The organism is Anabaena sp. CA = ATCC 33047 (assembly GCF_963870205.1).
In the GTDB taxonomy this organism is placed as follows: Bacteria; Cyanobacteriota; Cyanobacteriia; order Cyanobacteriales; family Nostocaceae; genus Trichormus.
This window is the reverse complement of sequence record NZ_CAWMSA010000085.1, coordinates 73954-99271: the sequence shown is the minus strand read 5'-3', so window position 1 is coordinate 99271 and position 25318 is coordinate 73954. Positions and strand designations below refer to the sequence as shown.

Sequence of the window (25318 nt, the reverse complement as noted above, 5' to 3'; positions counted from 1 at the left end):
CCCGCCGTAGGAAACTTTTCAAGACGAATTTTGAATTTTGAATTGATTTGTCCCCAATCCCCAATCCCTAATCCCCAGTCCCCATTCCCTCACATCTATGCGTCGAACAAAAATTATCTGTACTCTAGGGCCTGCTAGCTCTGCACCAGATAGACTGCAAGCTTTGGTAGCAGCCGGGATGAATGTGGCGCGGCTGAATTTTTCTCATGGGGCTTATGAGGTTCATGCCCAAACTGCTCAGGCTCTGAGACAAATTAGTGCTGACCAACAAAAGCCTGTAGCTTTGTTGCAAGATTTATGTGGGCCGAAAATCCGCTTAGGAACTTTACCACCGGAAGGGTTGACGGTGGAAGCTGGTGATGAAGTCACTTTTGTTTTAAAAGACAAGGGTGAGGATATCAATGAATTACCCTTACCTTTACCGACTTTGTTCGCAATGGTAAGACCGGGAGAGCCGATTTTAATTAATGATGGTCGGGTAAAGTTGATTGTGTGCGATCGCGATGCCGACCGCATCCGGGCTAAGGTAAAAATCGGTGGTTTAATTTCTACCCGCAAGGGGGTAAACCTGCCAGCAACTCGTCTACCCGTGAGTTCGATCACCGAAAAAGACTTGCAGGACTTACGCTTTGGGATGCAGTTGGGTGTTGATTGGGTGGCGGTTTCGTTTGTGCGATCGCCTCACGATTTAGAACCAGCCCAGCGTATGATTGAAGCTGCGGGCTTATCTATTCGCGTCATTGCCAAAATTGAACGCCCAGAAGCAGTTGAGCAAATTGACTCTATTATCGCCGCCGCCGACGCTATTATGATTGCCCGTGGTGATTTGGGGGTAGAAATGCCAATTCACGAAGTCCCCCTGATTCAAAAAGATATCATTCACCGTTGCAATCAGGCAGGTAAACCAGTGATTACCGCCACCCAAATGTTAGAGTCCATGATTAGCGCACCCGATCCCACCCGTGCAGAAGCTACAGACGTAGCTAACTCTATCCTCGATGGTACAGATGCGGTGATGCTGTCCGGGGAAACGGCTGTGGGAGAGTACCCCGTTGCGGCTGTGCAGGTAATGCACAATATTGCTATAGAAACAGAAAAATCGTTGCAAGAGGCTAGTAAACACTCTTGGAGACATGAAGGCGGTAGTCTCAGCGTCACTGAATCTGTTGCCGAAGCTGTCTGTCGTATCGCCTACGAAACAGGCGCAAAGGCGATTTTATGTAACACCACATCAGGCAGTACAGCCAAACTTGTGTCTAAATACCGCCCCAGCACACCGATTTTTGCTTTAACTCCCGACGCAACCACCTATCATCAATTAGCCTTATCTTGGGGTGTCGAACCCTTACTAATCCCACCTGTTTATAATGCTGAAGAAATGTTTAAAAATTTGGTCAGCACCATCCTGAGAACAGGTTTTGTACATGAAGGGGATCAAGTAGTTATTACCTCTGGAGTGCCAATTGGTAAATCAGGAACAACTAGCTTAATTAAAGTGCATTCTATTGGACAGCCAATCGCCGCATAACACCTTAAAATTAGGCTGAGGCTTCAGTCAATGGGCAATAGTTAAGAAAAGTTGCCAAAATCAGAATTGTAAGGAATCAGAACGGGTGTGAAGAAGAGGGGAAGTGTAAATCCTAAATAAACGACCTTGATGGAGTATTTTATGTCTAAAAATTTACTAGAACAATTGCGGGCGATGACTGTGGTGGTGGCAGACACCGGTGATATTCAAGCCATTGAAAAGTTTAAACCCCAAGACGCAACCACTAATCCTTCCCTGATTACGGCAGCCGCTAAAATGCCAGAATATCAGGATATTGTTGACCAAACCTTACTGCAAGCGAAAAAAGACGCAGGTGCAGGTGCAAGCCAAAGTCAAATTGTGACTTTGGCTTTTGACCGTTTAGCGGTTTCCTTTGGTTTAAAGATTCTGCAAATTATCCCCGGTCGTGTGTCTACAGAAGTAGATGCCCGTTTATCCTACGATACTGAAGCGACAGTTACTAAAGCAAGAGAATTGATTGCTCAGTATAAAGCTGCTGGCATTTCTCCAGAACGTGTGTTAATTAAAATTGCTTCTACCTGGGAAGGTATCAAAGCCGCAGAAATTCTGGAAAAAGAAGGAATTCACTGTAACTTAACTCTACTATTTGGTTTACATCAGGCGATCGCTTGCGCCGAAGCTGGTGTCACCCTGATTTCCCCCTTCGTGGGACGTATCCTCGACTGGTACAAAAAAGAAACCGGCAGAGATAGCTACCCCTCTGCGGAAGACCCTGGTGTATTATCTGTCACCACAATCTACAACTACTACAAAAAATTCGGTTATAAAACCGAAGTTATGGGCGCAAGCTTCCGTAACATCGGCGAAATCACCGAATTGGCAGGTTGTGATTTGTTGACCATTTCCCCAGCTTTGTTGGGTGAATTACAAGCCACCATTGGCGACTTACCCCGCAAACTCGACCCCGCAAAAGCAGCTACTTCAGATATTCAAAAAATATCTATTGATAAAGCTACCTTCGACAAAATGCACGTTGCTGACCGCATGGCCTATGACAAACTAGACGAAGGTATCAAAGGCTTTACCGCCGCACTAGAAGACCTAGAAAAACTACTAGCACAAAGACTGTCTCACCTAGAAGATACAGTAGCTAGCCGTTAGGGTTTGTAGTGAGCGGCTCTAGCCCTCCAATTCTCCAGCAATTTTCATGCTGACAACAAAAAAAGTCAAAAGTAAAAAGAAAAAATCTTTTAACTTTTGACTTTTAACGTTGAAAGTTTGACTTGGTTTAATAATGCCGCCAATCATAGATTAATCGTCCATGAGCATCACGGACTCGCTGCCATCGTCCACGACGATAGTATTGTCCACGATAATAACTGCGTTGATAACGCCCTGTTCCCCTGTAGTGTCTTCTATGATGTCGATGCTGCCGTCTACGATGGTGATAGCGTCGTCTATTTCTGTGATTAGCTAGTAAAAGTTCTTCGCTGGTTTCTTCTTTTGCTAAATTTGTATCTGACTCTGCACTTTGCTCAGTCAGCTTAGTATTCAGCCCATTTTCTACCAAATTCCTAGTCCCTATATCCTTAGCTTCTGCTATAGCCGACGGATAGATGAAGGCTATTAACAAGAACACAATTGAGGATAGCTGCTTGAAACGTTTCACGTCTTTGCTTTTCCCTGACTATCGGTAATAAGTTTTAAATACTCGAAATTGAGAAAACAGAGAGTTTATCGTTCACAAACATCAAATCTTAAAAAGTAATGAAAGTATTAGTTTTGAATGCTGGTTCTAGCAGCCAAAAAAGTTGTCTGTATGAAATCCCTGATGATGCTATTCCAAATCAACCACCCCAACCCCTCTGGGAAGGTAAGGTTAACTGGACTCAAGACAGGGGTGTGGCAGAAATTGAGGTGAAAACCGCCACGGGTGAAAAGCTGCACGAATCTATTTATGGCGATTCCCGTCAGGCGCACGTTGCTTATATGCTCTATACTCTCAGTCGGGGTACTACTAAGGTATTAGGTGAATTATCAGAAATCAATGTGGTGGGACATCGGGTGGTTCATGGTGGGCAAAGTTACCGCACACCTGTAATAATTACAGAGGAAGTTAAACAGGCGATCGCCAGTCTTTCTAATCTCGCTCCAGCCCATAATCCCGCCGCTTTGGAAGGTATTGCCGCTATCGAATACAGTTTGGGCAATGTCCCCCAAGTGGCAGTTTTTGATACTGGTTTTCATGCCACTCTCCCCGATGCCGCCGCTATCTATCCCGGCCCCTATGAATGGGTAGAACAAGGTATCCGCCGTTATGGTTTTCATGGTATCAGTCATCAATACTGTTCTACTCGTGCGGCGCAAATCCTCGGACGTGATTTAGCATCTATGCGAATCATTAGCTGTCATCTTGGTAATGGTTGTTCTCTCGCAGCTATCAAAAATGGACGCAGTATTGATACAACAATGGGTTTCACACCTCTAGATGGGTTGATGATGGGTAGCCGTTGCGGTTCTTTAGATCCGGGGATTATTGTTTATTTGATGCGTCAATATGATTACTCGGCTGAAAGACTAGATTATGTATTCAATAAAGCTTCAGGATTACGAGGAATTTCGGGCGTATCCAGCGATTTACCCCAGGTAATGGCAGCTATTACCCAAGGAAACTATCGCGCTCAACTGGCTTGGGATATCTTTGTGCATCGTTTAAAGGCTGGGGTGGGTTCGATGTTGGCGAATTTAGGCGGTTTAGATGTGTTGATATTTACCGCAGGTATCGGAGAAAAATCCGCCGGAATTCGTCAAGCTGTTTGTGAAGCTTTTGGGTTTTTAGGGTTAAAAATTGATCAGGAGAAAAATCAAAATCAACCTGTGGATGAGGATATAGCCACTCCTGATTCTACAGTGCGGGTGTTAGTTATTCATACTCAAGAAGATTGGGCGATCGCTCAACAATGTTGGCATTTGTTACAACGTTGATTTTGTAGTCATTAGTTATTAGTCATTAGTCATTAGTAGTAACGCATCATGATTACGGCTGTGGTGCGTTATAACAATTCTCTATGACGTTGCACCAAATAACTAAATAAATGATGTAGAGACGTTGTATGCAACGTCTCTACAATGCTTTTTTATGGCGAAAACAAACTTAATACAGCAGATTTGGGGTAAATGAGGTACAAATTTTAGGAACAAAACTTAATGCTAAGAGACTTTCAAACCTGTTCCCTGTTCCCTGCTGTAAATTGGTTGAATGCGTGTCAAAACCATAAAATACTAATCGTAATTAGGGATACAGAAATTTAACTTGTAGTCCTGTCTACTTGCCATTTCCGAGCAAATGAGTACAGCTTAATATATCGTAAAATAATTTGATAAAATCTTTGTAAATGCTTACAGGCAAAGCATTTGATGGTGAGTACACAAATTCTGAAACCCCTACCCAAAAAATGCTAGTACCCCTACCCTGAAATACTAGCACCCCTAACCCAAAACAAATTTTTCAGGTTGTAAAAATCTGGGTTGAAAGTAGTTGAGTACAACCTTAATCAATCCAATAAATCCAATCGAGACATAGTGTACTGTCCTGTTGGGAGTCACCTGATATAAGCATAAAAATAGCACACGGCTCTTTTAACCAGACAGTACCGATGCAACAGTCCTTAGACAGTATCGAGAATCCCCCAGATTCTACAAATACATCCCTGCTGAAAAATCTACTCTCTGGCAATTTCTTAGAGCCATTGTTGAGTGATTTTCAGATTATTTTTGAACGTGATCCTGCGGCGCGCAATTGGCTAGAGGTGGTGTTGTGCTATCCCGGATTGCACGCTATCAGTTTACATCGTCTCGCCCATTGGTTACACCGTCGCGGAGTGGTTTTCTTTCCCCGGTTCATTTCTCATCTGGCTCGATTTTTAACTGGGATCGAGATTCATCCAGGTGCAAAGATAGGTAAAGGGGTATTTATCGACCACGGTATGGGTGTTGTGATTGGCGAAACTGCCATTGTGGGAGACTACACCCTGATTTATCAAGGTGTGACTTTAGGCGGTACTGGTAAGGAAAGCGGTAAACGCCATCCTACAGTGGGTAAAAACGTGGTGTTAGGCACGGGAGCTAAGGTTTTAGGCAATATTCACCTTGGCGATCGCGTTCGGGTGGGTGCTGGTTCGGTTGTCTTGCGTGATGTTCCTCCAGATTGCACAGTTGTCGGAATTCCCGGACGGATTATCACCCGCAAAGAAAAAAATAATTTATCCCCCCTAGAACACGGCAAATTACCTGATGTGGAAGCTAATGTTATTCGCTCCCTGGTGACTCGCATTGAGCAACTGGAACACAAACTGCAAACCCTCTCCAGTCAACCTCAAGCCCAAGAACTGTTGACTAAAGATAAGTAATTATGCTATCACCTGATAGTTCTGACGGTTTCGCCGATCAAGTTTTGCAGATACCTCTGGGCGATCGCTGGCAAATTTATCACCGCTTGCAAGAGTTGATGATTCCCTGTTCCTGTCCCCCTGATGGCTCTTTACGGGTACAGATTAATACCTGGCTAGCTGCAATTTTAGTTCGTAGTACAGTCATGCAATTTCTCGCTCCTCGCCATCAATTAGTAGACTGGTTAGAATCTTGCTGGCATTGCAACCATTACTAGAGCAGTTTTCTCACTTTCTCCATTCCGTAGTATCTCAGGACTGAATTTTGATTGCAACTATTAAGCTCTGTTTTTTAGTTGCAGTTTAGTTATCCTCCGACAACATCTTAATTATTGTCCTGTAAATATTGATGTTCTAGAATAAGAAATTTCTAAAATTCGAGAAATTTCCTTTTTTCCTGATTTTCTAAAGAATTAATTAAATAGCTGATGATGAACACTCAAAAAAATGATATGGAATTGCTAGATTTTTTACATACTGAGCTTGCGCTGTCTGATGAAGATATTGGTGTAGCTCTCAAACATCGACAGTTTGACCATGGCCCTTTACCCATGTTGCTTTGGCAGTATGGCTTAGTTAATTTAGAACAACTAGAAAAAATTTTAGATTGGTTATATAACAATAGTTAGTAGATAGTTTTTTGTAATTTCTTGATACTTAGTAAATCATAAAACCAAATATTAACGCATAATAACCTGTATTAAGAAAACAATATTTCTCAATTTGCTAACAAAATTATTTGATGCTTTTTCTGCTAATGTTTATGTTTGCATTGGCAGATTTTTAGTTAATAAACAAGCGTAAACTTTGCAAATATATTCTTAAATTATACATAGTTTTGGTTCTCTGCCATACAGATATGTAGTTTATGTTTAGCTAATATTTAGAAATGATGAAGATGAATTATTAAAGGTGAGAATTTAAAGCATTTACCAATATCAGGAAGTGCAGAAAAATTGACTATCACCGCAAAAAGCATATTAAGAAAAATTGCTAAGAGGGATGTTTGAGATGAAGAAAATTCTCATTAATGACACTACATTACGTGATGGTGAACAAGCGGCGGGTGTGGCGTTTAGTTTAGAAGAAAAAGTAGCGATCGCCAAATTTCTCGATAGCATCGGCGTTCCTGAATTAGAAGTAGGGATTCCGGCGATGGGTGAGGAAGAAATGCGAGCGATTTCAGCCATTTCTAACTTAGGTTTACGTGCAGAACTTCTAGCTTGGAATCGCGCCGTCATCTCAGATATTAAAGCTTCTATTGCTTGTGGAATGAAGCGAGTGCATATTGCGATACCTGTGTCGGGTATCCAAATCGCTGCGAAATTTCACGGACAATGGCGGGTAAGTCTGCAAAAACTTAAAGATTGTATCAGCTTTGCAGTTGATCAAGGTCTTTGGGTAGCAGTCGGGGGGGAAGATTCCTCCAGGGCTGATGAAAGCTTCCTGTTGGATGTCGCACTGTCAGCCCAAGAGTGGGGTGCATCACGCTTTCGCTTTTGCGATACCGTAGGAGTTCTTGATCCTTTCACCACCTACGGCGAAATTAAGCAACTGGTTTCTGTCTTATCGATTCCGGTAGAAATTCATACCCATAATGATTTCGGTATGGCGACAGCTAACGCTTTAGCGGGAATTAAAGCTGGAGCGACATCTGTCAATACTACAGTCATTGGTATGGGTGAAAGAGCAGGTAACGCCGCTTTAGAAGAAGTGGTTATGGCCATCAAACGCATATATGGCGTAGATATGGGTATTGATACACCTCGGTTGTTGGAATTGTCACAACTGGTAGCGGCTGCCTCTGGTGCTAATGTACCACCTTGGAAGGCGATCGTTGGTGAAAATACCTTTGCTCACGAGTCAGGAATTCATGCTCATGGAGTTATGCAAAACCCTGACACCTACGAACCCTTTGCACCGGAAGAAGTCGGTTGGGAACGCCGCTTAGTTGTAGGTAAACATTCTGGACGACATTTGGTAACTAGCTTACTACAGCAACATGGTATTTTCTTAAACCCAGAAGAAACCCAGTCTGTTTTAGATGCTGTGCGCCAACAGTCTGTCAAGAAAAAACGCAGTTTAACTACAGAAGAACTGCTGAACTTGGTAAAAGAACAGAGGTATTCTCATGCAACGCGATGAATACGAATTAGATTCTGAACCAGTGTTTGAACTGGGAGAAAAAGTCAGACTTCGCAAACTGATTAAGAATGATGGCACATTTCCAGGGAGAGAAATCGGAGAAGTTTTAGCAAAGAAAGGAGAAATTGGCTACGTCTCCAGTATAGGAACTTTTTTACAGCGTTCCTATATTTATGCTGTGCATTTCTTGGAAAAAGGAATCATTGTTGGTTGTCGCGAAAAAGAATTAGAATCTGCTGAGGAAAATTATGAAAGTGATGTTACGGATGAATGATGCTGGCAATTTAACAGTTTATGTTGCCAAAAAAGATTTAGAGGAAGTAGTAGTTAAGCAAACAGATGGGGCTGAAGGTAAAATTTTAACTTTAGCTAACGGTTGGGAATTAGAATTTAGGGAAATCCCAGATGCCAGTAATTTACCTAAAACCGTAGAAGCTAAACGACTTGCTTAAAATCTAGCAATTAATTTTGAGATTGGATTTTGGATTGGAATCTCATCGAAAATCCAAAATTCCTAATCTTCCTTACTCCCCATTCCCTACTCCCTTTTTTACGGTTAACATGGGTGACAAATATTTGACGTTATCAGAGTTTAATCTTGAGGGTGATTTCTTAGGTTTTCTGGGTAAGAAACCGAAAAAAAATCAATATCTCAGCTTGGGAATACCTTCTGGAAATGTGTTAATTAAACTACCTAAAAAGTTGCGCGTTGCTTTGCGTTCATCTTTAGAAATCGGTGAACCAATTAATATTTATGGAATTAGTAAGTTAAACCGCTATAAAGGTACAATTAAGCTGAAAGCGCAGCAGGTGATCAAAATTAGCGATCGCGCAATTTTCCATGCAGATGAATCAGCGCAAACACCAGCCAAGATTATGGTGTGTCAAAAATCCGGTTGCATGAAACGGGGCGGTAAAGGTTTACTGTCGGAATTAGAACAAACTTTGTGCGATCGCGGTTTACTCGATAAAGTCACCATAGAACACACCAACTGTCAAAAACGCTGTAGCAGTGCGCCTAACTGTATTTTAATGCTAGGTAAGAAAAAGTATAAGAAAAATTGCCCGCAAGCGATCGCCTCCCTGTTAGAACAATACCTAACTGCTGAACACACTTGCCACCAACAGGAATAAACATTTTAGTAGAGTGCGTCAGAGTCGAAAATCTGTTAATTCCACGAAATCATGGGTTTTGACGCACCTACAAGCGACTGCATTGTGAAATCTCTACTATGGTCATTGAAGCAAGGTGATGCAATAAGTTGCATCTATAGTCAGGTATCACAAATATTTATTTGGATAAGTTTACAAAGTTTAATAGAATAGACTTATTCACAAATAAGTATATTTGCTCAATACTATGATAGCTGATGGATTTCCTTGGCTAACCGCGATTATTCTACTGCCACTCGTTGCTTCCTTTCTCATTCCCCTGCTGCCAGATAAGGAAGGTAAGCTGGTGCGATGGTATGCCCTGGGTGTAGGAATCGCGGACTTTGCCTTGATGTGCTACACCTTTTGGCAGCATTACGATGCTAGCAGTGCAACTTTTCAACTCGTGGAGAAATACGCCTGGATACCTCAGTTGGGTTTTAGCTGGGCTGTTTCCGTCGATGGGATATCCGCGCCGCTTGTGCTGCTGGCTGGATTTGTCACTACCTTCGCGATGTTTGCAGCTTGGCAAGTTAACCTCAAACCACGCCTGTTTTATTTCTTGATGCTGGTGCTGTATTCTGCACAAATTGGCGTGTTTGTCGCTCAAGACTTGCTGCTATTCTTCATTATGTGGGAACTGGAACTGGTTCCTGTATATCTTCTAGTATCTATTTGGGGCGGCCCCAAACGCCGTTATGCTGCCACAAAATTTTTACTTTACACCGCAGCAGCTTCCATTTTTATTCTCGTAGCTGGGCTAGCAATGGCTCTCTACGGAGACAATACCACCTTTGATATTGTAGAACTAGGGGCTAAGAATTACCCCCTCGCTTTAGAATTAGCACTTTACGCTGGATTATTAATTGCTTTTGGTGTCAAACTAGCGATTTTCCCCTTACATACTTGGTTGCCTGATGCCCACGGTGAAGCCTCTGCACCTGTATCAATGATTTTGGCGGGTGTATTGCTAAAAATGGGTGGTTATGGACTAATTCGCCTAAATTTAGAATTACTTTCTGATGCCCATATTTATTTTGCGCCTGTCTTAGCAACCTTGGGTGTAATCAATATTATTTATGGTGCGTTAAACTCCTTCGCCCAAACCCACATGAAACGCCGCCTCGCCTATTCCTCTGTGTCTCACATGGGATTTGTGCTGTTAGGTATCGCTTCCTTTACCGATGTCGGTGTCAGTGGTGCAATGCTGCAAATGCTGTCTCACGGTTTAATTGCGGCTGTATTGTTCTTCTTGGCTGGTGTAACTTATGACCGCACCCACACAATGGCTATGGATAGTTTAGGCGGTATTGGGCAAGCGATGCCTAAAGTATTTGCCTTGTTCACTGCTGGTGCAATGGCTTCCTTAGCACTCCCTGGCATGAGTGGGTTTGTCAGCGAACTTCAGGTATTTGTCGGTATTACCACCAGCGACATTTACAGTTCAACTTTCTGTACTGTGATGGTATTCCTCGCCGCCGTGGGAGTTATTCTCACACCGATTTATTTGCTGTCGATGATGAGACAGGTATTTTACGGTACTGGTGCAGAATTATCTTGCAACATTAATAATGCGGCTTACCAAAACCAAGAAGACGAAGGTACAGCTTGCTTTGGTACAGACTGTCTATTACCTAGCCAAGCAGTGTATAAAGATGCTACGCCGAGAGAAGTGTTTATTGCCGCTTGCTTCTTGGTATTGATTATTGGTGTGGGTGTTTATCCTAAGATAGCTACTCAGATGTACGATGTGAAAACTGTAGCTGTTAATACGCAGGTGCGGGAATCCTATACTCAAATCGCTGAAGCAAATCCCCGGATATACGCTAAAGGTTTCTTCTCCCCCCAAATCAGCGAACCCGAAATTATGGCAGTTTCGGGAATTAAGTAAATTTTCCTCTGGATAATATGAAGCGATCGCTTCCCATCAGGCGATCGCTTTTTTCTTGGTTCTCAAATCAGTGAGAAGCAAAATAATTGAACGCAGATGCACGCAGATATAGCTTGCTTCTCTTACGATGGCGTAAGCCTACCCGTAGGGTACGCAGATAAATCTGTATTCTATCCGGTTGCAAACCGCTATATATAGTATTAACAGTCGTTTGGCTGAAAAATTCTCCTAATATAATTGCTCCCAATAGTTGCTAAATTTTTACAAAATTACTACAATGTAGATACTAAGTATATACATGATAGATATAGAAGTATAAGCCTATGGCTGCGACTGTTGCTAAGTGGGGAAATAGTCTTGCAATTCGGATTCCCCAGCATTTAGCGAAAGAGATTCATTTAACCGAAGGGGTAGAAGTAGAGATTGCTGTCATAGATGGTAGTCTAGTAATTAAACCCAAAACCCGCAAGCGATACTCACTTAATGAACTAATTGATGCCATTACACCAGAGAATGTTCATGGTGAGATTGATAGTGGAATAGCTGTGGGGAATGAAGTTTGGTGACACCAGAGAATTACTATATTCCCAGTCGGGGAGATATCGTCTACTTAGATTTTGACCCGACAAAAGGACATGAACAACAGGGATATAGACCTGCTTTTGTGATTTCGCCGCGCAGGTACAATGAGAAAAGTTCCTTGGCTTTATTTATGCCTATCACAAAGCAGCAAAAAGGATATCCATTTGAAGTTATTTTACCGTCTGATTTGAAAATTCGCGGTGTGATTCTTGCGGATCAAATCAAGTGTTTAGACTGGAAAGTTCGTGGTGTTCAATTTGTTGAGTCTGTCCCAGAAATTGTCATTGAAGAAGTGCAAGCAAAAATTGAGCCATTACTTCTGTAGGAATTAGCAAATCTTATTCCTCTTGCACTCGCAAGAATTTAAATAATATTTGAATAGCATTGTCAATAGGCGATCGCCTGAGTTAAAACTGATACAACTAGCGTCTGTCATGATTTCTTGTAGTCTGCTTTATGCAAGATTGCAAGCAATTTTATTGTGTTAATTTTCTTAATTAATCGACATATTTAAAAATCAATGTCCTTATTCACCAATTTACTTAAACTGCATTCAGGAAATCGACCATTTGAGGACTTTTTTACTGAGATTGTCGCTTATTTCTTTCAATGTAACCAACACCTTTTAATTGCTTGGCTGCAAGAAAATTTAATTATTAATGACGATAATTATAATAGTGTCAATATTTCCACACAAAAAGAACATCAAGGCTTAGATAGCCATAAACAAGATAGCAGATTTGATATAGTAATTGAGCTATCTAATCAAATAAATACAGATGTAATAATTATTGAATCAAAAATAGGCTCTAAAGATGTAAACAATAATTTAAAAAAATATACTGAAATTTTGAGAGATTTACCAAATGTTAAACAGCAAATCTTGATTTACATTACGCGTGACTATGAACCACGAGAAGATATTAAAACCTTGGTTAATGATTTATTACCAATTGTAGCCTTTTATCAGTTAAGGTGGTATCAATTTTATACGTTTTTACAAAACAATGCAGATGATACCTTGGGCAAAGAAATATTAATTTTTATGAGGAATAATGGAATGTCTCACACCAATCAATTCTCACCTGTTGACTTAATAACAATGATGAATTTCAATAAGACTCTCGAATCTATGAAAGCAACTCTCAGTGAAGAAGTAGAAAAAGAATTCAAACTGGCTTTCGGTAATGTTAAAGGAGGTTCAGCAAGTATGACTCAATGGCGAGATCACCGTAGATATATTATCTACACTCATTTGGCTCCAAAGGCGCATCTTTGGTGTGGGCTTGGATATTTCGATTTAAATCCAGATGTTTTGACAGATTACCCAAATATAGGAATATGTCTAGAAGTGTCACAGGGTTTTAAACACCGCACAGAAATTGTTAATTCTATGAAAAAGTTAGTTAGTGAGCAACCAGATACATGGATTCCTAATAATTTAACTATTACACCAAATTATTCAAGTATTCATTATCGAAAAAAATTACAAAATTTTTTGGGTTATCAAGACCAATTCTCTGAGATTAAATTATTTTTTTTAGAGTCTATCAAAGAATTAAAAAAAGTTCAAGAATTGTATTTTGATTTTCCTTGGAAGGCTGTAAGCAGTGAAGAATCTACAGAAGAAGAATAAACTTTTCATCGCTTGCTGTAAATCATGTGTTATACCAATTTTATGTGAAATTGCACAGAATTATAAAATCCATTGATTTATCTGTCTTTATCCGCGTTTATCTGCGTCCATCTGCGTTCAATTATGCTTGATATTTGATTCTATGCAGGTTCATATTAATTTGGCATTAGGTGCGATAAGCGAGACGCTACGCGTAGCTTGCTTCTCCGTAGGGATACGGCGATCGCAATCTCTTCTCTGTTGATATAAAATCAAAATAACCTTGACTTCCCATAAATGTTATGAGTCTCACTACTACTAAACGTTTTACTGTAGATGAATATCACCGTTTGGGAGAACTCGGCTTTTTTGCAGAGAATGAACGAGTTGAACTAATCAAGGGTGAAATATTTGAAATTGTAGCAAAAGGTAAACCCCACTCTGTTTGTCTTACTCGCTTGTATCGAGAGTTATTCAAACTGATGGGAGAACAAGCTACTCTCAGAGGACAAGAACCGATTATTATCTCTGACAACAGCGCACCAGAACCAGATATGGTTATCGCTAAAAATACGCTTGATGATTATCTGGCAAATCATCCTCAGCCATTGGATATATTACTATTAATTGAAATTGCCGATTCTTCTTTGAAATATGACCAAGAAATAAAATTACCTGTCTATGCAGAAGCAGGTATTTCTGATTATTGGATATTTAATTTATTAGATAATTGTCTGGAATGTTACAGCGAACCTTATCATGATTTAAAAGGTAATTTTGGCTATCGGCGTAAGTTAGTTTTTCTAGCAAATGAGTCAGTTAATTTGCCATGTTTTCCTAGTTTAGTTTTGGATTTGTCTAAGGTATTTCCTGGTTAGATGATGTTTGACAAGGAAATGTAGAGATGTTTCATGAAATGTCTTTACATAATTCCCCCATTCCCTTGTAGGGAAGGGGGGCTAGGGGGGTTAGGTTTGAAAAACTTTGATGTTAATAACAATACTTTTCAAATATTTTTTGAGGATATTAGTTGCTGAGTAGCAGGGATTGTGAGGACTAAAGTCCTTACTACGAACTAGAATTAAATCAAATTTTCCAACGCTTGTTGTAAATCATTCGTCAAGTCAGCCACAGCTTGTCTCGCACCTAAGCGACTTTTTTGATAATCTGGGTAACGTTCCGATACAGATAACGGTTCACCAATCGTTAGTTTTACCCTTTGTTTACCCAATGGCGAACTATGAAAAGCTTTATCCCCTTTAATTTGAGCAATCATCTTGGATAAAATTAAAACTGTTTCCGCAAATCTTTCTACTGTCGGTTTTTCGCGGATGTAGTTACCAGAAACCGCCACGAAACTTTCTACTAATCTCATGTGCCATATTCTAGCATTCGCTTCTTCCGCCACGCGATCGCCTAATGCTCTCTCAACCGCAGATAATCCTTTAATATCCTTATACTCTTCTCTAAATATATAATTCCAGCCAGCTTGCTCTACCCGCCGACAGCGATCGCTCAATTCTCCCTTTGGTTGTAAATTAAAATATTGCTCGGCTATTTCTAACGCCGCATTTAACAACGCTTGTAATCTTAATGCTAACGCTTGATTGCGATCGCTCACTTCCTCCGTAACTGGTGTCAGCTTTTGATGATAAAAGCGCGTGTAAAACTGTTCCATCAAAGACAACAAATGTTCAGCTAAAGTCAACAACCTGGGATAAAGTGACTGTAAATCTGGTGTCTGCCTACTTGCGCTTGTATCTACAGGTAAACCGCTAGCCTCAGCTAAATCATCTAAAAGTTGAGCGATCGCATCCCAAGGTGCATCAACATAACTATATTTAATCCCAACTGGTACAATTAAAACCTGCTCCGTGCGTCCAGCCTTTTGCAAATCCTCAGCACACCAAAAACCCATTTGAGCTATTCCAGGTTCTATCGGGCTGATGATTTCTGAAAGTCCATTAGTCGCACCTTCTGGTGCAGCAGCCATCGGAAACTTTCCATTAACAAACAAATCCCGTGCGGAACGTAACCCAGTCCAGTCAGCTTTACCCCGTTGTATCGGAGTCCCACCCAATTTTGACGCAAGCCAACCAACGTAGTCACCCGCCCACAGAGGAATACCGCGATCGTAGATAAAATGAGCATGAATTGGAGCTTTTAATGGTACACCCTGCTGTTGTGCTACCCTCGGCAGAAGTTGAGACAGCAAATACACCAAAGCAAAAGGATCGTCAGTTTTAGGATGGCGAAACGCTAACAAAAAGCGGATTTTCCCCATTTGAAACTGATGATATAAATGTGCTAAAACCTTGACATTATCAGCTTCAATTTGGTTAATAGCAGTTTGAGTGCGTATCCACGTTGGTAACAACAGGTGAACACATCGCAACAATAAAGGATTAAACGCCGGAGGGATAAATTCTAAAGGTGGTTGTGCTTGGTAAATCATAGGGACTGGGGACTGGGTATTGGGGACTGGGAATGGGGTATTGGGTATTAGTGAATAGTAATTCTCCCCTGCACCCGTACACCCTTACACCCTTACACCCTTAATTGAGACAATAAATAATAACCTATACTTTGTACTTCATACTTCATGGTCGATATTTCGTACTGAAGTTGATACAGAAATTAGCGATTTTGCAATCAGGAGTTAAAGAATAAACGATGCGACTGTCACAAATGTTATTCGTCACCCTACGGGATGATCCGGCTGATGCGGAGATTCCTAGCCATAAGTTATTACTACGTGCTGGTTACATTCGTCGCATCGGTGGCGGTATTTATGCTTATATGCCTTTGATGTGGCGCGTACTGCAAAAGGTTTCTCAAATTGTGCGGGAAGAAATGAACGCCACAGGCGCACAGGAATGTTTACTTCCCCAACTCCAACCCTCTGATTTATGGAAGGAGTCGGGACGTTGGGATACTTACACCAAAGCTGAAGGAATTATGTTTTCCCTAATTGACCGCCGTGAGCAACAATTAGGGTTAGGGCCGACTCATGAGGAAGTGATTACAGCGATCGCTCGTGATATGATTCGCTCTTATCGTCAGCTACCCCAGCATCTCTACCAAATTCAAACTAAATTCCGTGATGAAATTCGTCCCCGCTTCGGTTTAATGCGTGGTCGAGAATTTATCATGAAGGATGGCTACTCTTTTCACGCCGATGAAGACAGCCTGAAAAAAACCTATCAAGATATGTATCAAGCCTACAGCAATATGCTGCGACGGGCAGGTTTAGCTTTTCGTCCCGTAGAAGCTGACTCTGGTGCTATCGGTGGTTCTGGTTCGACAGAATTTATGGTATTGGCGGAAGCGGGAGAAGATGAAGTTCTCTACACCGATGATGGTAAGTACGCCGCTAACGTGGAAAAAGCCGTTTCCTTACCTGCGGATGCTGAACCTTCCCAATTTACCACTTTTGCAAAGCGGGAAACACCAGGAACAGACACCATCGAAACAGTTTGTAAATTTCTCAACGCTTCTCCGACTCAAGTCGTGAAAAACGTCCTTTATCAAACAGTATATGATAATGGTCTGACGGTTTTGGTACTGGTAAGTATTCGCGGTGATCAGGAAGTTAATGAAGTCAAATTACAGAACGAATTGACGAAATTAGCTACTAATTACGGTGCAAAAACAATACTATCTTTAAGTGTTCCCAGTGCGGAAACTCAACAAGCTTGGGCGGCGAAATCTTTACCTTTAGGTTACATTGCTCCTGATATTGCTGATGATTATATCGCCAGCAACAAACAAATTCATCCAAAATTTGTCCGGTTAGTTGATCAAACTGCCGTTGAGTTAAAAAACTTCATTACTGGAGCGAATGAAACTGGTTATCACGTTGTTGGTGCGAATTGGGGTGAGCAATTTCAACTATCAACAAGTATAGTAGATGTCCGCAAAGCTAGACCAGGCGATCGCGCCCTGCATGACTCGCAACAAATCTTAAAAAGTGCCAGAGGTATAGAAGTTGGTCATATCTTCCAATTAGGCATAAAATACTCCCAAGCAATGGGCGCAACCTATACTAATGAACAGGGTGAAGAAAAACCTTTAGTTATGGGTTGTTATGGTGTGGGTGTATCTCGTTTGGCACAGTCAGCCGTAGAGCAATCTTACGATAAAGATGGCATAATTTGGCCTGTAGCGATCGCGCCTTATCATGCCATTGTGACAATTCCTAACATTAATGACGCTCAACAAGTAGAAATTGCGGAAAAACTTTACACCGAACTGAATCAATCAGGAGTAGAAACATTATTAGATGACCGCAATGAACGCGCCGGAGTAAAATTCAAAGATGCTGATTTAATCGGCATACCTTATAGAATTGTCACAGGACGAGCAATTAACAACGGCAAAGTTGAAGTAGTAGAAAGAGCCACTCGTCAATCTCAAGAAATTCCCATTGAGGAGGTTATTACTACACTAAAACAATGGATTGCCACAGCTACAGGCAATAAAAACTAAAAGCTGAAGGACGCAGAGTCATAAATCATCAGTTTTTCTCTGCGTTCTTCTGGATTATTCCTAAAAATGTTCATAATTTAGCAGTAAATCAGATTTACAGATTTACATAATTTGGTAGGTGACGGATGAGAAGTAGCAGTTATAAAATTGACAATAAAGTTGCTCAGATCAGCCAGTGCAGCATTTTAACTAATTAGCTATCCTTAAAGTTTTAGGAAACTCTCTATTTATAAATATCGTCTTCAACCAGGCTGCTGTTCACCAATAAACACTCTATCAGCCATCAGTCAGGAAGGTTTTAAATTATGACTAATCAACAAGGATCAAACCGTATATCATCAGGCGTAATTGCAGCTGTATCAGCCGCAGTTGTAGCAGTTGGCGGTGGTGTGGCTTGGTTGACAGCAAATACAACCCAAACTCCCACCCCATCAACACCAACTCAACGTATCCCACAATCGGGACAGTCAACCACACAACAACCAGGAAACGAACAAACCGCTAACGTTTATTGGTTGAAAGCCACCGAAAAAAGTTTTGAATTAGTTCCCCAACCCATTCAAGTCGCTGCTGCACAACCAAATCAAGTTTTAGAAACAGCTTTCCAAAATTTGTTAGCAGGCCCCACAGAAGGCACAAATTCGACTACTATTCCCCAAGGAACTCAATTATTAGGGTTAAAAGTAGAAAATCAGAACGAAGTTCACGTTAATTTATCTGAAGAATTTACCAGTGGTGGCGGTAGTGCCTCTATGGTAGGTCGTGTAGGTCAAATAGTTTATACCGCCACAACATTAGACCCCAATGCCAAAGTGTACATTGAAGTCAACGGTCAACCATTAGAAGTTTTAGGTGGTGAAGGTGTAGAAATACAACAGCCTCTCACCCGTGAAAGCTATAAACAAGATTATCCGCTTTAGCTATACCGGGAGTGGGGAGTGAGGGGGATGAGGCGGATAAGGGAGATGAGTTAGAAATTCTTTCCCAGTCCCCAATACCCAGTCCCCAATACCCAGTCCCCAGTCCCTTGATTTAATTTTTACCACTTAGCACCCTAAAGTTACGGGCTTGCTGTTCTAACCTTGTGGCGAGGCGATCGCAAACCCGATTACATAACTCAAAAATCATTTCGTCTTCTACCCGGTAGTAAGCACAAGTCCCTTCACTGCGGCGGCTAAGAATACCTGCTTGCCACATTACCTTCAGGTGTTTAGACACATTTGCCTGAGAAGTCTGTGTTGCCTCGACTAATTCTTGTACACATTTTTCTTCATCCCGCAATAAGTGCAACAAGCGCAAGCGCATCGGCTCACTTAACAGGCTGAAGTATTCGGCTACTTGTTGCACCACTTCTGGCGGTACAGGCAACGCTTGTTTCATCAGGATTAACCCGCAGAAATTAAAGTTTAACAATGATTCATTAAGAGTAATGACTCACTTGTTATATAGATTAATACTTAATCAGGGTTAATTCTCATTAAAGGCTGGTTATATTCTACCGGTTGACCATTTTCGATGAGAATTTCCATGACTTGCCCGGAAACCTCAGCCTCAATTTCGTTCATCAGCTTCATCGCTTCGATGATACAGACAGTTTGCCCTTTACGCACGCGATCGCCCACTTCTACAAATGGTGCTTCCCCTGGTGCAGAAGCCCGATAAAAAGTTCCTACCATCGGGGAAGACACTTCTACTAATTTTTGGTCATTTGTGGACGGAGGATTGCCGCCTAGCTGTGCGCTAGAACTAGCGATCGCACTATCAACACGGCTCACCACCTCCGGTGCTGGAGTTGGTGCTGCTGGGGTTGCAGTGGTTACAACCGGTGGCAAACCCGAACCAACCACACCGCCCAATCCTGCTTGACTAACCGACACAATTTGATTACTGACACTAACAGCTTTGCGTACCGTTAGTTCAAAGTCATCACTTTTGAGCGTGACTTCTGCAATATCTGTTTGTGCAATAGTTGCCAGCAGTTGACGGATTTCATTAAAGTCCAATGGCACAGTTTTTCTTACCTCGACCTGTCCGTAAATTAAGAATCTTAAAGTTTGGCAGGGATTTAATCCCCCTAGAGGGATTGAAATCGGGATTGACTCAGAAATGAGTACAATTTATTCCCTGCCTAAATATTTATCATCACGGGTATCAATCTTGATACGTTCCCCTTGAGAAATAAACAAAGGAACCATGACTGTAGCCCCAGTTTCCACAGTCGCAGGTTTAGTACCACCTGTAGCAGTGTCACCTTTCACACCTGGATCTGTTTGAGTCACTTCCAAAACTACAGAGTTGGGTAGTTCCACTTCTAGCACCTGTTCGCCCCAACGAATGACGTTCACCTCCATACCTTCCTTGAGGTATTTGACGCGATCGCCAATTTGTGCAGCACTCAATCTACCCTCTTCATAGCTTTCCATATCCATAAAGACAAACTCATCGCCTTCTTTATAGGTATGCTGCATCGTGATTTTTTCCAGAGTAGCTTGTGGTACAGTTTCCCCAGCCCGGAAAGTTCTTTCTAAAACCTTCCCAGTTTGAACATTTTTAATAGTCGTCCTGACAAAAGCAGAACCCTTACCAGGCTTAACGTGTAGAAAATCTATCACTCGCCATACAGACCCATCTAAGACAATGGATACACCGGGTCGAAAATCGTTACTAGAAATCATGAAGCTTTTAAATCGTGGAAGACAATCGGCATTTATTGTACCCTTCCAGGGCGGTAATTAGGTAATTAGTCATTAGTCATTAGTCATTAGTCATTAGTTTCTCTCCTCCGCTTCCTCCGCTCCCTCCGCTCCCCTGCCCCCCCTGCTTTCCCACTCCCCAGTCCCGATTTCCTAACTCTTCAAGACTCGTACTGTGGGAAGATGATTGATGGGTTACGCCTAGTCAACAATTTGATGCTGCATTTGAGCCGTCCCATGTTTAATTTATTAAAATCCTGGCTGAAGAACAGCCTCACCGTCATACTGTTGGTAACAATATTTTTAGGCATAAATACAGCTGGCTGGACTCCTTCCAGTAACGCCGCCCTGCCATCTGGAAATGCAATCACTGACGGCAAAGCTTTATTGCGTTATGCACTCCCGATAGACAATAAACCAGTGCGTGAACTGCAAGCCAGTCTAGAAGATATTTCTAACCAACTGCGAGCCAACCGACGCTGGGGTGCTGTCTCTAAAGACCTAAGTAAAGCATCCCGCGTTCTTGATAAACCTTCACAAATCCTAGCAAGCGTTCCGGAAGAACGCCAACCTCAAGCCGAAGCTTGGATTAATGACTTGAAGTCTGGTGTGGAAAAAAGCCAAGAATTGGCGCAAGTCAAAGATAAAGAACAAATTCTGCAAGAGAGAGCCAAACTACTGGATTTGGTATCTCTATTAGAAGAATCAATGGTGAAGGAATTCCCCTTTGAAGTTCCCGAAGAGTACAGTAACCTTCCCCAACTTCAAGGACGCGCCACCATCGCCATTAAAACCAACAAAGGTGATTTAACTTTAGTAGTGGATGGTTACAGCGCGCCTGTCACAGCTGGTAACTTTGTCGATTTAGTGCAACGTGGTTTTTATAACGGTTTAGAATTTACCCGTTCAGAAGAATCTTACGTCCTACAAACTGGAGATCCACCAGGAAAAGAACAAGGTTTTATTGACCCCAAAACAGGTAAATATCGCGCCATTCCCCTAGAAATCCTGGTAGAAGGCGATGAAAAACCAACCTATGGTATTACCCTAGAACAAGCTGGTCGTTATTTGGATATGCCAGTATTACCCTTCTCCTCCTTTGGTGCATTAGCTATGGCTCGTCCCGAAAGCCAAGTTAATGGCGGTTCTTCCCAAGTTTTCTTTTTCTTGTTTGAACCAGAACTTACCCCAGCCGGACGTAACTTACTAGATGGACGTTACTCAGTTTTTGGCTATCTCATCGAAGGCAAAGAGATTTTAGATAAACTCAAAGCTGGTGACAAAATCGAATCAGCCTCCGTAGTTCAGGGTATAGAAAACTTAGTTCAACCCCAAAACGCATAAATACATCAAGTTTGTAGTAAGCACTTTAGTTGATCAGCACTAAAGTGCTTACTACAAACACGACCAAATTTTTTTCATTTAACCCAAACTCCCAGATGCTAACACCTGCTCAACAGCGATCGCTATTTCTCCAAACTTCCGTGATCCAATTTGCTCGTTACCAGTAAATACTCTCTCCTCATATAACCCTTCTTCTAAGAACAGTACAGAAATCTTCCCTTCTAACGGGTCTACAATCCAATATTCCGGCACTTCCAAAGCGGCATATTCCGAACGCTTATAACGATAGTCCCGCTTGATGGAATCTGGACTCACCACCTCTACAATCATTAATGGCGGTGTCTCAAACACGGCTGAAACCTTGAGCAATTCTCTAGCTTGCTCCTGTGTTACCACACACAAATCAGTCAACCTAGATTTATTTCTGCCCGTCCTCACCCCAGCTTCCCGAAAAGTTAACCAAGGTAAATTTAAGCGTTTGATTTCTGCATCCAAAAATTGCTCAAGGAATTTAGCAATCAAAAAATGTTCAATTGTAGGGGGGTTCATTAATTCCAGCCTGCCATCCACCAGTTCATAATGAAAACCACTGCCATCATCATAAGTTAAGTATTCTTTAAATGTGAGATTTTGTACTGGTATTGCGACCATCCCAACAAATCCCTAAACAATACCCTGATTTTAAACTGAGGGGCTGTTGAGTGTTGACGGTTGACTAATGACTAATGACTAATGACTAATGACTAAAGTTCAAGATATTGGCGAACAAGGACTTTTAGAAAGATTACAACGTTTCTGCCCTCCAGAAATTATTGGCGATGATGCGGCGGTATTGGTGACAGCCCCAGAGCAATCTTTAGTCGTCACAACCGATATGCTGGTGGATGGTGTGCATTTTAGTCATGTCACCACTTCCCCCGCAGATGCCGGGTGGCGGGCTGCGGCTGCTAATTTATCAGATTTGGCGGCAATGGGTGCTATTCCCTTGGGAATCACCGTTGGACTGGGACTACCTGGGGATTTAAGCGTCACTTGGGTTGAAAGTTTATACCAGGGAATGACAGAATGCCTGGAAAAACACCATACCCCAATTGTCGGCGGGGATGTGGTGCGATCGCCTGTCACCAGCATCTCCATTACCGCCTTTGGACAAGCCCAACCTGATAAAATTATCCGTCGTTCTGCCGCTCAAGTCGGGGATGCAATTGTAGTCACAGGTGTTCATGGAGCCTCCCACGCGGGCTTACAACTACTCTTACACCCCGAAATAGGTAAAACCCTCACCCTAGAGCAAAAGACGGCTTTAATCACCGCACACCAGCGTCCTCAGCCGCGATTAGATGTCTTACCCATCCTCTGGCAAATCTTAGAATCCCATCCCCTGTTCCCCATTTCCGTGGCTGGGATGGATAGCAGTGATGGTTTAGCAGATGCAGTTTTACAAATCTGTCGCGCCAGTCGAGTTGGTGCTGTTTTAGTCAGCGAACAAATACCTCTACCCACAGCATTTGAAAATTGGTTAACAACCGAGAAATCTTTAGAATATGCACTCTATGGTGGTGAAGACTTTGAATTAGTGCTGTGTTTACCAAAAGCAGCAGCAGATATTTTGGTACAGCAATTAGGTAAAGGTGCCACCATTGTAGGGACTATTACATCTCATCCCCAAGTTATATTGCACCATCAAAATAGCAAAATCCCTGACCAAGTTCTCAGTCTCAGCCAGGGATTTCAGCACTTTAGCTAATATTAGGACTTACACAAGTGTCACATTACAGATGTCTTGTAGGGTGCTTCAGACCGTTTAAATACTGTCAATAAACGTATTTTTGATATCTGACGCACCCTACTAATATGCCAGTTGCGTAAGCCCTGTATTGAACTCTCCTGGCTTTGAAAAACCAGGATTCTGAACTGATATGGCTGCACCTGCTATAAGCAGGTTACGCAATGTTTGTTCTGCCCCAAAGGGGCTTTGACTGGCTCAAACAGTCCTACCCGCCTCGACCAATTACTTGGCTGTGCGGCTACTTTTAATTAACTGATGATGTTTTTTGTTATGGGGTTTTCGCCAACATCATGAGCGAGATTTTACCAGAAATCTAGTATTAAAACAACAGGTTAAAACCTGTTGAGTTACCCCTGCGAGGAAGCAAGCTACATCCCCTCCTTAAAAGGCAGGGTTTCTCACGCTCCCACTATATTTTGATAGTCTAGAGTCCAGTGTCAATAGTCCAGTGTCAATAGTCTAGAGTCTAAACTGAAACCCATCTGCTTAAGTAGATGACTCATGACTAATGACTAAGGACTAATGACTAATGACTAATTAAACCCATTTTTCAGCTACAAGTTCAGCCAAGTCCAGAACCCGTTGGCTATAACCCCACTCGTTGTCATACCAAGCCATAACTTTAACTAGGTCATTATCCATAACCAAAGTCAAGTTAGCATCAACGATAGAGGAAGCATCACTACCTTGATAATCAGAAGATACCAAGGGTAGTTCGCTGTAGTCCAAAATGCCTTTGAGAGGCCCTTCAGCAGCATCTTTGAGGGCTTGGTTGACTTCTTCGGTAATAGTACGCTTCTCAACCTGAATGACGAAATCTACCATTGAGACGTTCGGAGTGGGTACGCGTAAAGCCACACCATTCAACTTACCTTTAAGTTCTGGAATCACTAATGCTACAGCCTTCGCCGCACCAGTGGAGGTGGGGACAATGTTAATAGCTGCTGCTCTTGCACGGCGTACATCACGGTGAGAAGCGTCTAATAAACGTTGATCACCGGTGTAGCTGTGGGTGGTAGTCATCGTACCTTTGATGATGCCGAATTTCTCATGCAACACCTTAGCAATGGGAGCCAAACAGTTAGTTGTACAGCTGGCATTGCTGATAATGTGGTGTACGTTGTGGTCATACTCGTGATGATTCACACCGATCACAAATGTACCATCTTCATTTTTACCAGGGGCAGTGATCAGCACCTTTTTAGCTCCAGCATTAACGTGCTTTAACGCTCCTTCCTTGCTGGTAAATACGCCTGTTGCTTCGATAATCAGGTCAATTTCCCATTCTTTCCAGGGCAAGTTTTCTGGATTACGATCAGATACGCATTTAATGGTCTTACCGTTAACGATGATAGAGTTGTCATCGGCAGTAATGTCAACATCCTTTAACTTCCCAAGCATGGAGTCATACTTCAGGAGGTGAGCATTAGTTCTAGGATCTGATGTGTCATTAACAGCTACAAGGTCGATATTGCTATTTTCCCGACCTAGCCAGCAACGTGCAAAGTTACGTCCGATACGCCCGAAACCGTTGATTGCGACTCTAATCACAGTGTCTTGCCCTCTGTATTTATGCCTATAAGTTGATATCTTTGACCCCAATCATATCGCAAAGGGGGAGAGTATTTATAACCATAAAGTGTTAGATCCATAAAAAAAAA

General features: G+C 42.0%; 26 protein-coding genes. 19 read left to right on the top strand and 7 right to left on the bottom strand.

All coding sequences use genetic code 11. From position 1 onward, the window contains the following. Positions 1-97 precede the first annotated feature (97 nt). Positions 98-1528: a pyruvate kinase gene (gene pyk, locus AACS98_RS22715; protein ID WP_066384420.1), complete on the top strand. Its 1431-nt coding sequence runs from the start codon at positions 98-100 to the stop codon at positions 1526-1528. A gap of 141 nt (positions 1529-1669) precedes the next feature. Beyond that, positions 1670-2671 (top strand): transaldolase, encoded by a 1002-nt coding sequence (locus tag AACS98_RS22710; RefSeq protein ID WP_066384462.1) that lies wholly within the window; start codon positions 1670-1672, stop codon positions 2669-2671. Between the two features lie 127 nt (positions 2672-2798). Here AACS98_RS22710 and AACS98_RS22705 read toward each other — a convergent pair whose 3' ends face one another. After that, positions 2799-3179, bottom strand: a complete 381-nt coding sequence (locus AACS98_RS22705; RefSeq protein WP_156481648.1) for a hypothetical protein — start codon at positions 3177-3179, stop codon at positions 2799-2801. A gap of 98 nt (positions 3180-3277) precedes the next feature. On the opposite strand from AACS98_RS22705, the gene AACS98_RS22700 reads away from it, so the two are divergent. From AACS98_RS22700 to AACS98_RS22640, 13 genes are all read left to right on the top strand, one after another. Next, positions 3278-4495 carry an acetate kinase gene (locus AACS98_RS22700; protein WP_066384413.1) on the top strand — a complete coding sequence of 406 codons (1218 nt, stop codon included), beginning with the start codon at positions 3278-3280 and terminating at the stop codon, positions 4493-4495. 671 nt (positions 4496-5166) lie between these two features. Then, entirely contained in the window at positions 5167-5919 is a 753-nt protein-coding gene (cysE, locus tag AACS98_RS22695) for a serine O-acetyltransferase (protein ID WP_066384411.1), read from the top strand. Between the two features lie 2 nt (positions 5920-5921). Beyond that, positions 5922-6176 carry an Asr1405/Asl0597 family protein gene (locus tag AACS98_RS22690; protein ID WP_066384409.1) on the top strand — a complete coding sequence of 85 codons (255 nt, stop codon included), beginning with the start codon at positions 5922-5924 and terminating at the stop codon, positions 6174-6176. A 213-nt stretch (positions 6177-6389) separates the two neighbouring features. Further along, complete coding sequence (locus AACS98_RS22685) at positions 6390-6587, top strand: DUF2949 domain-containing protein (protein ID WP_066384407.1); 198 nt, start codon at positions 6390-6392, stop codon at positions 6585-6587. A gap of 382 nt (positions 6588-6969) precedes the next feature. Further along, positions 6970-8103, top strand: a complete 1134-nt coding sequence (gene nifV / locus AACS98_RS22680; RefSeq protein ID WP_066384460.1) for a homocitrate synthase — start codon at positions 6970-6972, stop codon at positions 8101-8103. After that, positions 8090-8377: a nitrogen fixation protein NifZ gene (locus AACS98_RS22675; RefSeq protein ID WP_066384405.1), complete on the top strand. Its 288-nt coding sequence runs from the start codon at positions 8090-8092 to the stop codon at positions 8375-8377. Before nifV ends, AACS98_RS22675 begins: the two co-directional genes overlap by 14 nt. Further along, positions 8352-8555 (top strand): putative nitrogen fixation protein NifT, encoded by a 204-nt coding sequence (gene nifT / locus AACS98_RS22670; RefSeq protein ID WP_066384404.1) that lies wholly within the window; start codon positions 8352-8354, stop codon positions 8553-8555. The genes AACS98_RS22675 and nifT overlap by 26 nt, the downstream gene beginning before the upstream one ends. 109 nt (positions 8556-8664) lie before the next feature. Then, complete coding sequence (locus tag AACS98_RS22665; RefSeq protein ID WP_066384402.1) at positions 8665-9237, top strand: (2Fe-2S) ferredoxin domain-containing protein; 573 nt, start codon at positions 8665-8667, stop codon at positions 9235-9237. 226 nt (positions 9238-9463) lie between these two features. Next, the gene (locus tag AACS98_RS22660; protein WP_066384400.1) at positions 9464-11146 is read left to right on the top strand and encodes an NAD(P)H-quinone oxidoreductase subunit 4; all 1683 of its coding nucleotides are present in this window, start codon (positions 9464-9466) and stop codon (positions 11144-11146) included. Positions 11147-11469: 323 nt separating this feature from the next. Next, positions 11470-11712 (top strand): AbrB/MazE/SpoVT family DNA-binding domain-containing protein, encoded by a 243-nt coding sequence (locus tag AACS98_RS22655; RefSeq protein ID WP_066384397.1) that lies wholly within the window; start codon positions 11470-11472, stop codon positions 11710-11712. After that, entirely contained in the window at positions 11709-12053 is a 345-nt protein-coding gene (gene mazF / locus AACS98_RS22650; RefSeq protein WP_339373733.1) for an endoribonuclease MazF, read from the top strand. Before AACS98_RS22655 ends, mazF begins: the two co-directional genes overlap by 4 nt. Positions 12054-12248: 195 nt before the next feature. Continuing rightward, on the top strand, positions 12249-13364 hold the full coding sequence (locus AACS98_RS22645) for a PD-(D/E)XK nuclease family protein (RefSeq protein ID WP_066384393.1): 1116 nt from the start codon (positions 12249-12251) through the stop codon (positions 13362-13364). A 281-nt stretch (positions 13365-13645) separates the two neighbouring features. Beyond that, complete coding sequence (locus AACS98_RS22640) at positions 13646-14221, top strand: Uma2 family endonuclease (RefSeq protein WP_066384391.1); 576 nt, start codon at positions 13646-13648, stop codon at positions 14219-14221. 203 nt (positions 14222-14424) lie between these two features. Here the strand turns inward: AACS98_RS22640 and AACS98_RS22635 are convergent, their stop codons facing one another. After that, the gene (locus tag AACS98_RS22635; protein ID WP_066384389.1) at positions 14425-15798 is read right to left on the bottom strand and encodes a glycerol acyltransferase; all 1374 of its coding nucleotides are present in this window, start codon (positions 15796-15798) and stop codon (positions 14425-14427) included. Between the two features lie 218 nt (positions 15799-16016). On the opposite strand from AACS98_RS22635, the gene AACS98_RS22630 reads away from it, so the two are divergent. Further along, positions 16017-17831 (top strand): proline--tRNA ligase, encoded by a 1815-nt coding sequence (locus tag AACS98_RS22630; RefSeq protein WP_066384388.1) that lies wholly within the window; start codon positions 16017-16019, stop codon positions 17829-17831. A 305-nt stretch (positions 17832-18136) separates the two neighbouring features. Next, entirely contained in the window at positions 18137-18751 is a 615-nt protein-coding gene (locus tag AACS98_RS22625; protein ID WP_066384386.1) for a GerMN domain-containing protein, read from the top strand. Positions 18752-18863: 112 nt separating this feature from the next. On the opposite strand, the gene AACS98_RS22620 is transcribed toward AACS98_RS22625, so the two are convergent. The 3 genes from AACS98_RS22620 to efp form a co-directional block, all read right to left on the bottom strand. Further along, positions 18864-19211, bottom strand: a complete 348-nt coding sequence (locus AACS98_RS22620) for an ArsR/SmtB family transcription factor (protein WP_066384385.1) — start codon at positions 19209-19211, stop codon at positions 18864-18866. Between the two features lie 77 nt (positions 19212-19288). Continuing rightward, positions 19289-19840 carry an acetyl-CoA carboxylase biotin carboxyl carrier protein gene (accB, locus tag AACS98_RS22615; RefSeq protein ID WP_066384383.1) on the bottom strand — a complete coding sequence of 184 codons (552 nt, stop codon included), beginning with the start codon at positions 19838-19840 and terminating at the stop codon, positions 19289-19291. Positions 19841-19948: 108 nt separating this feature from the next. Then, positions 19949-20506, bottom strand: a complete 558-nt coding sequence (efp, locus tag AACS98_RS22610) for an elongation factor P (protein ID WP_066384381.1) — start codon at positions 20504-20506, stop codon at positions 19949-19951. A gap of 255 nt (positions 20507-20761) precedes the next feature. On the opposite strand from efp, the gene AACS98_RS22605 reads away from it, so the two are divergent. Then, positions 20762-21868: a peptidylprolyl isomerase gene (locus AACS98_RS22605; protein WP_082803762.1), complete on the top strand. Its 1107-nt coding sequence runs from the start codon at positions 20762-20764 to the stop codon at positions 21866-21868. 78 nt (positions 21869-21946) lie between these two features. Here AACS98_RS22605 and AACS98_RS22600 read toward each other — a convergent pair whose 3' ends face one another. Further along, on the bottom strand, positions 21947-22519 hold the full coding sequence (locus AACS98_RS22600; RefSeq protein WP_066384379.1) for a Uma2 family endonuclease: 573 nt from the start codon (positions 22517-22519) through the stop codon (positions 21947-21949). Positions 22520-22607: 88 nt separating this feature from the next. On the opposite strand from AACS98_RS22600, the gene thiL reads away from it, so the two are divergent. Continuing rightward, the gene (gene thiL / locus AACS98_RS22595; RefSeq protein WP_066384377.1) at positions 22608-23615 is read left to right on the top strand and encodes a thiamine-phosphate kinase; all 1008 of its coding nucleotides are present in this window, start codon (positions 22608-22610) and stop codon (positions 23613-23615) included. A 579-nt stretch (positions 23616-24194) separates the two neighbouring features. Here thiL and AACS98_RS22590 read toward each other — a convergent pair. Continuing rightward, positions 24195-25208 carry a type I glyceraldehyde-3-phosphate dehydrogenase gene (locus AACS98_RS22590; protein ID WP_066384373.1) on the bottom strand — a complete coding sequence of 338 codons (1014 nt, stop codon included), beginning with the start codon at positions 25206-25208 and terminating at the stop codon, positions 24195-24197. Between the last annotated feature and the right edge of the window lie 110 nt (positions 25209-25318).